Genomic DNA, 11015 nt, shown 5'->3' on the forward strand with positions numbered 1-11015 from the left:
GCGTATTTGTATATGTCCCTAAAAATGTAGTAGTTGAAGACCCTATTCAATATGTAGTATTACATGACAATGAGAATGCAAGTTTATTTAATCATCTGACCTGGAGCCAGGGGGAGTTGGCATCGAAGATGAGGCCCATGGGGGCGAGTACACGGACGACCTGTTCGGCGGGCCATTCCGCCAGATCGGTGATCACCAGGCTGCGCCACGGGGTGATGAAGATGGGATGTTCGATGGCGGCGATGAATTCGGCGGTCCGGGCGGGCAGGGAACCGAGGCGAACGGCCGCGCCGAGGCTGACCAGACCGTTGTTCTGGTCGAGCCAGCCGATCGGAATGTCCTGGGCGGCACCGAATTCCAGGCGGTCGGGGCCGGGGGACAGGCCGAGTATCTCGATCAATCGCCGCACGCCGTCATCCACCTCGTGCAACCGCCACTGGCCGGATCCGAGGTCGAGAAAGCCGTGTGCGGCGGCCAGCATCACCTGCACCGCATCGGCCGGGGAGATGCGAATGCCGGTATCACGACCGGCCAGCACCAGCGCGAATTCGTCTGCGCCAGTGGCGTGTACACCGATATCGCCAGCCAGTCCGCTGATATCGCCACGACCGTCGTCGAGGGTGAAAAGCACCCGGCCGGGCAGTTCGGCCAGCCGTGCAGCGGCCTGCAAACCCGTGTCGAGCACCGGAACGAGCCCGTGCACATCCGACAGTCCACCGATCCGGCCCGAAAGCGGCGAGGCGACGATATTGCGCACCCGCTCATGGGTCCGACTCGGCAGCAGCCCGGCACCCGCCAATCGCTCGCTCAGCGCCGCCGCATCATGCATCTGCCGCAACTGCACATTGCCCCGTGAGGTCAGCTCGATATTTCCATCGCCGAGTTCGGCCGCCGCCTGGGCCAACACCTGCAATTGTCCAGGCTCCAGCCGCCCACCGGGCAGCCGAATCCGAGCCAGTGGCCCATCGGCTGCCTGATGCAGCCGGAGCACGCCGGGGCAGGAATCGGGATTCGTACGCGTCATGACCCATCCAGCCTAAGTGACCAGGCGCGATACCGGACTCATCGGGCGGCGAATGCGACGGCGCCATTGCCCGGCGCGTTGCGGTGGAATCAGCACCGCCAACGCTCGCGGTAAATCTGGACGGTCGGTGATCTGCGAGTATCGCCGATGCTGACGACCGACGCGGAGCAACTCATCACCCCTGACTTCGCAGACGGATTCGATTGCGGCGTGTGAATCTCCCCTGATGGCGAGGTGTCCGGGCAGGGCCTTGCCGTGGAGGCTGCACCTGGCCAGGTATGCGATGACATCATGCGCGGATTCCATTGTGGCGCACGAACTTTCCCTGAGGGCGAGGTCGCCGAAACCCTCTCCGGGCAGCGCCCCGTCGTGGCACGACGCCGTGGTCGTAGCTCCTGATTCGGCCTCGAGCGGGAGAACTCGTGTCGATGCGTGCTCTGCGCCGATCTCGGTCGGCGCTCTAGGGTGAGCGCATGAGTGAAATCTCCACCGTTGCCGACCGACTCGCGATTATCGACGTGGTCACCAGGATGTTCGTCTATACCGACCAGAAACGGTGGGATGACCTGCTCTCGGAGGTGTTCACCGGCAAGGTCGATTTCGATGGCGGCTTCGGTGGGCCGGTGGCGGTGCGTCCCATGGCCGATATCGTCGGCGATTGGCGCGCAGGTCTCGACGACCTCGACGGCGTCCATCACCAAGCGGGCAACTATCTGGTCGATCTCCAGGGCGACCACGCCGAGATCCACGCCGACGCCATCGCTGTCCACGTGAAGAACGATGCGGCCAATGGCAAGACCCGCACCTTTGTCGGCAGCTACACCATCGGCGCGGAGCGCACCGATGTGGGCTGGCGCGTCGACAAATTCCACTACCACCTGAAGGTCATCGACGGAAACGCTGATCTGATCTGAGCGAAACCGGCCGGACTGCTATCGGTTCGCAGGTGCGGTTAGGGCTTCGCATGGGTGGGTCGCCCGGACCGCGATTCGGCACCAGATAGCATCTGGGTGCTCGACGGGCGATGAGGAAACCGGTGGAACTCCGGTGCGGTCGCGCCACTGTCAACAGCCAGACCCTCTCCGGCGAGCACCGTACCCGATGGGCGCGTCACCCGAGGAAGGCTGCCACCTGTGATTTTGCTGCTGTCGACGTCCGACACCGATCTGTTGAGCGCACGTGCGAGCGGTGCCGAGTATCGGTGGGGGAATCCGGCTCGGCTGCTGGTCGAGGACCTGCCCGCACTGCTCGACGGTGCCGATCTGGTGATCGTGCGCATCCTCGGCGGCAAACGGGCCTGGGAGGACGGGCTCGAAGCGGTGCGCGCCAGCGGGGTGCCGATGGTGGCGCTCGGTGGTGAGATCGCTCCCGATGCCGAGTTGATGGAATGTTCGACGGTCCCCGGCGGGGTGGCCGCCGACGCGCACAACTACCTCGCTGCCGGTGGCGCGGAAAACCTGCGGCAGCTGCACAACTTCCTCTCGGATACGGTGCTGCTCACCGGCCACGGCTTCGAGCCGCCGGTGCAGCTGCCGAGCTGGGGCGAATTGCAGCGTGTTGTGCGCAACCCTGCGGCCATTTCCCGGCCGTCCGGTCACCCCGGCGCGCACCGCGATCCGAGCGCGACAGCAGACCCGAGCTCGGATGTCGAGAAACCGCCGACGGTGGCCGTAATCTATTACCGCGCACAACATCTCGCGGGAAATACTGCCTACATCGACGCGCTGTGCACCGCGATCGAGGATGCGGGCGCGAAGGCGCTGCCGCTGTACTGCGCGTCGCTGCGCACTGCCGAGCCGGAATTGCTCGAAACTCTGCGCACAGCAGACGCTTTGGTGGTGACCGTGCTCGCCGCGGGCGGCACCAAGCCCGCGAGCGCGTCGGCCGGTGGTGATGACGAAGCCTGGGATGTCGCAGCCCTTGCCGAACTGGATGTGCCGATCCTGCAGGGTCTGTGCCTCACCAGCGGCCGCGCCCAATGGGAGGCCAATGACGACGGCCTCTCACCACTGGATGTCGCCACCCAGGTGGCCGTCCCGGAATTCGACGGCCGCATCATTACGGTTCCGTTCTCTTTCAAGGAATTCGACGCCGACGGCCTGTCCACCTATGTGCCCGATCCCGAGCGCGCGGCGCGGGTCGCCGGTATCGCGGTCCGGCATGCGCGACTGCGCCACATCCCGGCCGAACGGCGCCGCATCGCCATCATGATGTCGGCCTACCCGACCAAACATGCCCGCATCGGCAACGCGGTCGGCCTGGACACCCCCGCGAGCGCGATTCGGCTGCTCACCGAAATGCGCTCGGCCGGTTATGATCTCGGTGCCGACGGCGAGGTGCCCGGGCTCGCGGAACGTGACGGCGACGCGCTGATCCACGCGCTGATCGCCGCGGGCGGTCAGGATCCCGACTGGCTCACCGCCGAACAGCTCGAGGGCAATCCGATCCGCATCGGCGCCGTCCAGTACACCCGCTGGTTCGACACTCTGCCCGAGGATCTGCGCGCGGCCGTCGTCGAGGCGTGGGGTCCGCCGCCCGGCGAACTCTACGTCGATCGCTCGGCCGATCCCAAGGGCGAAATCGTCATCGCCGCACTGCGTTTCGGCAATATCGTGCTGATGGTGCAGCCGCCGCGCGGTTTCGGCGAGAACCCGGTCGCCATCTACCACGACCCCGACCTGCCGCCCAGCCACCACTACCTCGCCGCCTATCGGTGGATTGCGGCGCCGGACGGTTTCGCCGCCGATGCCATGGTGCATCTGGGCAAGCACGGCAACTTGGAATGGCTGCCCGGCAAAACGCTCGGAATGTCCGCCTCCTGCGGCACCGATGCCGCGCTCGGTGACCTGCCGCTCATCTACCCGTTCCTGGTCAACGATCCGGGCGAGGGCACCCAGGCCAAGCGTCGCGCCCACGCCACCCTGGTCGATCACCTCATTCCGCCCATGGCGCGCGCCGAAAGCTACGGCGATATCTCGCGTTTGGAGCAATTGCTCGACGAACACGCCAATATCTCCACCCTCGACCCGGCCAAGCTGCCCGCCATCCGCCAGCAGATCTGGACCCTCATGCGTGCGGCGAAAATGGACCACGACCTCGGCTTGGACGAACGCCCCGACGAGGACGTCTTCGATGACATGCTGCTGCACGTCGACGGCTGGCTGTGCGAGATCAAGGATGTGCAGATCCGCGACGGGCTGCATGTGCTCGGGCAGGCACCGGCGGGGGAGACCGAACTCGATCTGGTACTCGCCATGCTGCGCGCCCGCCAGCTGTGGGGCGGTGAACGGAATGTGCCGGGTCTGCGAGAAGCCCTGGGGCTGAACGAATCCGGTACCGAGGCGCGCGAACGGGTCGACGCGGTGGAGCGCCAGGCGCGTGAGCTGCTCGCCGGACTGCAGGCTGCCGACTGGTCCGCGGACGCGGTCGACGGCCTGGTCGACGCATTCGCCGCTGCGCTGAGCGCGACCGATTCGGCCGCTGACACCACGCCTTCCGCAATCCGCACCGTCCTGCGATTCGCGGCCACCGAGGTAGTGCCCCGCCTGCGACAGACGGGCGTGGAGATCGACCGAATCCTGCACGCGCTCAACGGCGGATTCATTCCGGCGGGCCCGAGCGGTTCCCCGCTGCGCGGTCTGATCAATGTCCTGCCGACAGGTCGGAATTTCTACTCGGTCGATCCCAAGGCGGTTCCGTCGCGGCTGGCCTGGGAGACCGGGCAGGCGATGGCGGATTCGCTGGTCGATCGGTACCGGGCCGATCATGGCGAGTACCCGCGCTCGGTCGGGTTGTCGGTGTGGGGCACCTCCGCCATGCGCACCTCCGGCGATGATATCGCGGAAGTGCTTGCGCTGCTGGGCGTCCGCCCGGTCTGGGATGAGGCGAGCCGCCGCGTGACCACACTCGAGGTGATCCCACTCGAGGAACTGGGCCGCCCGCGCATCGACGTCACCGTGCGCATCAGCGGCTTCTTCCGTGACGCCTTCCCGCACGTGCTCGCACTGCTCGACGATGCGGTCCGGTTGGTCGCTGAACTGGACGAGCCTGCCGAGTCGAATTACGTTCGCGCACACGCTCAGAACGATCTCGCCGAACACGGCGACAAGCGCCGCGCGACCACCCGCATCTTCGGTTCCAAGCCCGGCACCTACGGCGCTGGCCTCCTGCAATTGATCGACTCGAAGAGTTGGCGAACCGACGACGACCTTGCACAGGTCTACACCGCATGGGGTGGCTACGCCTACGGTCGCGACCTCGACGGCGCCCCGGCCGCCGACGATATGCGCACCGCCTACCGCCGGATCACGGTGGCCGCCAAGAATACCGACACCCGCGAACACGATATCGCCGACTCCGACGACTACTTCCAGTACCACGGCGGCATGGTCGCCACCGTGCGCGCGCTCACCGGCAAGAATCCGGAGGCCTACATCGGTGACAGCACCCGCCCCGACGCCGTGCGCACCCGCACGCTCTCGGAGGAGACCTCGCGCGTCTTCCGGGCCCGGGTGGTGAACCCGCGCTGGCTCGAGGCGATGCGCAGGCACGGCTATAAGGGCGCCTTCGAGATGGCGGCCACCGTCGACTACCTGTTCGGCTACGACGCGACCACCAATGTCGTGGCCGACTGGATGTACGAAAAGCTCGCCGAGAGTTACGTTTTCGATGACGTGAACCGCAAGTTCATGGAGCAGTCCAACCCGTGGGCGCTGCACGGCATTGCCGAGCGTCTGCTGGAGGCGGCGCAACGGGAGTTGTGGGAGCGTCCGGAGCAGGCGACGCTGGACCGATTGCGCCAGATCTACCTGGAGACCGAGGGTGAACTGGAATAGCGGAAAAGGCAATCCCCCAATTCCTCTGTGTTTTCGAATCATTTGATCTTGCAACGTAATTCGATTTCCTGAAACCGTCGACGCCGAGCGCTTCGGAAGCGCATCATGATTGATGTCCCATGTCCGTTTCTCGGGGAACATCAATCGAATCGGCTGGATGATTGGAAATGCTGATGAAGATCAAAAAAATGGTGGCGACAACGGTTTTGACCATAGCCGCGACCGGCATCGCCGCGGCCACCGCCTACGGCTCGCCCGAAGTGCCATCCGAAACCGTCCTCAACGGGGTGGATCACGGCATCGAATACACCGCGGCGGTGGCGACGGACCGCTCCGATGCCACCATCACGCTGGCCTCCGGCAGGTTCGTGCTGACGCCGGATGCGGGCATCAGCGTGCTGGCGCCCGATGGTTCGGTGGTCGCCACCGTGCCGACCACGCTGCAGACGGTGGCGGGCCAGCAGATTCAGGTCACGCCCGAAGTCGATGCCGCGGCAACGACATTGACGCTGACGCCGGTCAACGCACCGGCATCGGCCCCGCCGCAGTTCATCGGTGATGCGGGCACCACGGTTGCGGGTGTGCTGATCGGCTGCGCGGTCGGCGCGCTGATCGGGCTCCTGTTCTTTGTCGCCGGATTCGTGCCCGGTTGCATTATCGGGGGAATCATCGGCGGTATCGCCGGCGCCAACCAATGACAGGGGAAATCGAACTGATCGGATAACTCTCGAAACAGGTACCCTCGGCCGGGCTTTCGATGAAATAGCCCGACCGGGGATGCCGCTTACCGAAATTCAGGACATATCGTACTTCAATCCTCGCCCGCCGCTTTCCGGAATCGTTCGGCAGTCGCCAGCAGATGTGCGGCGAGTTCTGGCACCTGGCCGGCTGGCTGACCACCGTGGTCGGCCGAATCAGCCTGGACCTCCTGCGCTCCCGCCAGGACCACCCCGAAACCTCCTATGGGCAGGAGTTTTCGGACTTCGTGGTGACGCCCGACGACGACCCAACGCCGGACGAGCAAGTGGCGCTGGCCGATTCGGTCGGCCTCGCCCTGCTCGTTGTGCTCGATTCGCTCACCCCGAGCGAGCGCCTGGCGTTCGTCCTGCACGATATGTTCGCGGTCCCGTTCCACGAAATCGGCCAGATCCTGGGCAAATCCGCCGACGCCGCCAAGATGATCGCCAGCCGCGCGCGTCGCAAGGTCCGAGCCACGGACCGGCTGGCGGGCCCCGGCCGTGAACACCGAGAGGTCGTCCAAGCCTTCCGCGCCGCCGCCCTCGGTGGCGACTTCGAAGCGCTCCTTCGCGTCCTCGACCCGAACGTGAAGCTGACCGTCGACACCCCCGAGGGCGTGGTGGTCACACTCGGCGCCACCGAGGTCGCCGCCGGCGCCCGCATGTTCTCCGGCGAGGTCGCCCGCCACCGACCCGTGCTGGTCAACGGCATCCCCGGCCACATGTCCTGGCGCCCCGACGGAACCCCCCTCTCCGTCATCGCCTGCACGGTCACCGACGGCCGGATCGCCGCCATCCACATCGTCGTCGACCCGGCCGAACTCGCCTCGATCCAGCTGCCGGCCCCGGCCTGAGCCGGTGTCGTCAGGGTCGGCCCGTGCATATGCAAGTCATCCCGGGCCGACCGGCCGAGTTCTTCAGCGCTGTGGCCGGTTCGGACAGCGCTGTCTTCGGCATTCTCGGACGTTCCACGCGGACGCCAACGGCCCGAGATAGCCTCGGGCCGTTGATCTTCGGACTGTCGCATCTGGCCCGCAGGCAGGGGTGCCGACAGCATCCTCGATGATGAATCCAGCTGGGGACTTCGAATATGCCGCTACTTGACCGAGTTGGCCAACTGATCGGCATATGGGGCAGTGAATTTTCCGACGATGGGAAGCTCTGCGCGGACACCGCCGGTGTTGTTCGCCTGGACCATGGCCATGATCCAGACGACGACTGCGAAGACCGCGACTGCGAGTCCGGCGAGGCTGAAGATGATCCCCAGGACTCCGAGGAGCGAGCCGACGATGCTCAGAACAATATTGACCACCGAGACCGCCCCGAAGAAGACGATCGATTGCGAGGCATGGAATTTCACATCGGGATCTTTCTTTCCCACGAACAGGAAGATGATTCCGGTGAGCCACCCCAGTGCGTACGACAGGACCGCGCTGGTCTTTTTGTCCAAGCCGGCGGGCTGCGGTTGGTTCGTGGAAGGTTGAGAAGATGTCATGGGGCAAGTAGATGCCGAGCGCGCCACCTACCGATCCCAGGTTTCAGCCCGAACCCACAGGTCGCAGGCCAGCCGGCGACCGGGATCCCGGACGTGGTTGTCTCGACGAGACGACTGCCGACGACCTCGAAAACTTTCACCGCGCGAGCAGCGGCAGCGCCGGGAAGGTGAAGTCTTGCCACAGCAGCCGCGAGGCCTCCTCCGGGTAGGCGGTGACCGTCGACGCCGTGTCGAAGATCTGGGCAAGGCGGTGATCGGCGTCGTACGCGGGCCAGCCCGGGTCGCCGTGCGCGGCGAATGACGTCCACGACCCGCGGATTCGCGCCGACAGCTCCGCCGCCTCCGGCGAGGGCGGGTCGCCGATCAGCATGGCGGTCTGCCCACTGCCCAGGTTGCCGAAGACGAGCGGCACGTCCAGCCCGTGGCAGGCGCCGAGAGCGCCGCCCATGCCCGGGGCAGTCCAGGTCAGCTCGTAGAGGTGGGCCCGGCCGCCACCGGCGATCTGCGCGTCGGCCAGCCTTACGCTCGGCATACGGAACAACCAGTCGGCGTTGACCAGCTCGTACAGCTCCTCATCGACAGCGGCCGGGAACGCCTCCCGATACCGGCGCGCACCGTCCGGCCCGGCGGCGAGAACGTGCAGCGCGGTCTCGGTCTGCTCCCGCGTGACCTGGCCGAGCACACCGTCGATCAGGCTGAACAACCGGTGCTCGTCCCGCGTGTGCCCGACGAGAAGCTCGACGTCCCGGGCGGTGCCATCGGCCAGCGCCGCCCAGGGGGTCGTGGGCAGCACGTCACCGTCGACAACCGGCGCATACGGAATCGGCCGGTGGGTGATCTGCCCCCACCGCTCCCGCCACTGGTCCATCTTGGCGAATACCGCGTCGCCAGCGGCGGGTAGTAGGTCCGGGGCCACCGCCGACAGCCCGGACACCGTGGGCGCCACCCCAAGCTCGGCGGCGAAGGCCGCGGTGAGGTCGGCGGCCAGCTCAGGAGAGAAGAACGTCCCCGGCACACTCTGCGCGATCGCCCGGCGCAGGAGCCCGGCGGCGCGCGGCATCGCGAGCAGCGCGGCGACCGATCCGGCACCCGCCGACTGCCCGAAGACCGTCACCCGGTCAGGGTCGCCGCCGAACACCCGGATGTTGTCCCGCACCCACTCCAGGGCCGCGACCTGGTCGAGCAGTCCACGGTTGGCCGGGGCGCCCTCGATCTGGGCGAACCCCTCGATACCGAGACGGTAGTTGAGGGTCACGACCACGGTTCCCATCGCGGCCAGATGCCCGGCGTCGTATTCCGGCAGGCCGGCGTTGCCCATCGCATAACCACCGCCGGGAAACCACACCATCACCGGGAGCGCGGAGGCCGGATCCGGTTCTGGCGTCCAGACATTGACCGTCAGCCAGTCGCCTCCGGCAGTGTCCTGAGACACCGCGAGGACGGCGGACTGCGGAGGCGGCGGGCCGTAGGCGACGGCGGGTCGCACCCCATCCCAGCCGCGCACCGGCCGCGGCGCGGCGAAACGCAGGTCGCCGACCGGCGGCTCGGCGAACGGGATGCCGCGGAAGACCGCCAGCCCCGCCTCCCGGCCACCGCGCAGCACACCGGCCGCCGTGCGGACCTCCGGCTCGGACTCCGACGGCTTGCTGGATGCGGCCATTTCGCTTTTCCTCTCTATGGCTGTTCGGCCGAGCATCCCCGCGCGCAAGATCCGGCGCAAACCATTTAGGGCCACTTCACATCTCGCCGCACCGAACAGCTTTTCTTCTGTGGTGGCGCGGTCGATGGCCCGCCCTACTGCTGGCGGCAGCGGGACGAGCACGATTTTCGAGCCTTTGCCAACGACACGCAGGACACGGTGACCGTGTTCGTCGCCGAGTCGGTGAAACGGACGTCACCGACTTCCTTCTGCGGCGCCGAATTCGTCTCGGAGCCACCACGCCGATTCAGCCGCGACCCGCAGTGACAGATCAGGCCCGCTGGACATGCACACCACGATGTAACACAACTCCCGGGGCGGGTATCCCGCCAGCACTGCTTTCCCAACCATGACGCCGGTAATGCGATCGCGGGACAGCTCGCCGCACGGTGCGCCCGGCCGCCAGCCCCTTCGGGCCGCGAAGAACAACACCCGCTGGGACGTCACCGCGACAATGAACGCCGGGCGAAGTCGTAGTCCCTGCGATCGACCCGCTGCTCGTGCCCGCCGGCGCCGGTTCAGTACTCGCAACAACGAGACGACAGGCCAGACGATGTAGTAGCCACCCCCGTCACCCCAGTTCGACACCGTCGCCGAGAGCATTATCAGCAGTTGTTCGCCCGGCTCCAAGGCTGGCTCGACGGCGCGCTGAGCGTCCGGCTGATTCTTGCGGGACATAGTGTGATGATCTCAGACGGACCCAGGTTCGGTTGCGGGCTTTGGTGATTCCGGCCACGCCCCGCGGAGCCGAAGCGAGAGCATATCGATACGTCGCTGTCGAAGGGTCGGTGCGGCTGGATCGATGATGATCGCTACTGAGACACCGAATGAGGCGGACACCTCTCGCATACGCGAACACAGCACCAGGAAATCGGCTAGTTTCCGGATGTTCTGCGTCGCAGTCCATCTCGGCGGGCAGACTGCTCGCCCCAACGGCATGAGCGTAGGTTGCTGACCTATGTGGCGCCTGGGCCGCACCCTTCCGTCGGACAGCCAGCGAATGTGTGCACCGAGATCGCGGGTCAGGTTCGGCTGCTCGACAGGGGCGCGGATGGACTGCCCGCCCAGCGGCTATTACGATGCGTTGCTGAGCGCTATCTACTCAAAGTGGATGAACGGGAAGACCTCTCGAAATCGCTGCAGGGTTGGGAGTTGGCATCGTCGTTGCGGGTGTGCTGCGCATCGCAGGCTTCGGTGCTGCTGATCAGCACGCCAGGGTTGTCAG

At 66.2% G+C, this 11015-nt stretch carries 9 protein-coding genes; 5 read left to right on the top strand and 4 right to left on the bottom strand.

What is annotated here, in order from left to right; all coding sequences use genetic code 11:
* Positions 1–91 precede the first annotated feature (91 nt).
* The gene (locus tag ABZW16_RS40645) at positions 92–1024 is read right to left on the bottom strand and encodes a precorrin-3B synthase (protein WP_354961483.1); all 933 of its coding nucleotides are present in this window, start codon (positions 1022–1024) and stop codon (positions 92–94) included.
* Between the two features lie 473 nt (positions 1025–1497).
* Between ABZW16_RS40645 and ABZW16_RS40650 the strand changes: the two genes are divergently transcribed.
* From ABZW16_RS40650 to ABZW16_RS40665, 4 genes are all read left to right on the top strand, one after another.
* A complete protein-coding gene (locus ABZW16_RS40650; RefSeq protein WP_354961484.1) occupies positions 1498–1938 on the top strand; it encodes a nuclear transport factor 2 family protein in 441 nt (146 codons plus the stop codon).
* 219 nt (positions 1939–2157) lie between these two features.
* Positions 2158–5859 carry a cobaltochelatase subunit CobN gene (gene cobN / locus ABZW16_RS40655; RefSeq protein ID WP_354961485.1) on the top strand — a complete coding sequence of 1234 codons (3702 nt, stop codon included), beginning with the start codon at positions 2158–2160 and terminating at the stop codon, positions 5857–5859.
* Between the two features lie 173 nt (positions 5860–6032).
* Positions 6033–6557 (top strand): hypothetical protein, encoded by a 525-nt coding sequence (locus tag ABZW16_RS40660; protein ID WP_354961486.1) that lies wholly within the window; start codon positions 6033–6035, stop codon positions 6555–6557.
* 161 nt (positions 6558–6718) lie between these two features.
* A complete protein-coding gene (locus ABZW16_RS40665; RefSeq protein ID WP_354961487.1) occupies positions 6719–7450 on the top strand; it encodes a sigma factor-like helix-turn-helix DNA-binding protein in 732 nt (243 codons plus the stop codon).
* A gap of 242 nt (positions 7451–7692) precedes the next feature.
* Here the strand turns inward: ABZW16_RS40665 and ABZW16_RS40670 are convergent, their stop codons facing one another.
* The 3 genes from ABZW16_RS40670 to ABZW16_RS40680 all read right to left on the bottom strand — a co-directional run bounded on the left by ABZW16_RS40670 (position 7693) and on the right by ABZW16_RS40680 (position 10468).
* Positions 7693–8046: a DUF4870 domain-containing protein gene (locus ABZW16_RS40670; RefSeq protein ID WP_354961488.1), complete on the bottom strand. Its 354-nt coding sequence runs from the start codon at positions 8044–8046 to the stop codon at positions 7693–7695.
* 181 nt (positions 8047–8227) lie between these two features.
* Complete coding sequence (locus tag ABZW16_RS40675; protein WP_354961489.1) at positions 8228–9751, bottom strand: carboxylesterase family protein; 1524 nt, start codon at positions 9749–9751, stop codon at positions 8228–8230.
* 234 nt (positions 9752–9985) lie between these two features.
* Complete coding sequence (locus tag ABZW16_RS40680; RefSeq protein WP_354961490.1) at positions 9986–10468, bottom strand: hypothetical protein; 483 nt, start codon at positions 10466–10468, stop codon at positions 9986–9988.
* A gap of 324 nt (positions 10469–10792) precedes the next feature.
* On the opposite strand from ABZW16_RS40680, the gene ABZW16_RS40685 reads away from it, so the two are divergent.
* Positions 10793–11015 (top strand): hypothetical protein (locus tag ABZW16_RS40685; RefSeq protein WP_354961491.1); only part of this gene is annotated, 223 nt, incomplete at its 3' end.

Source organism: Nocardia sp. NPDC004604 (genome assembly GCF_040609795.1).
In the GTDB taxonomy this organism is placed as follows: Bacteria; Actinomycetota; Actinomycetes; order Mycobacteriales; family Mycobacteriaceae; genus Nocardia.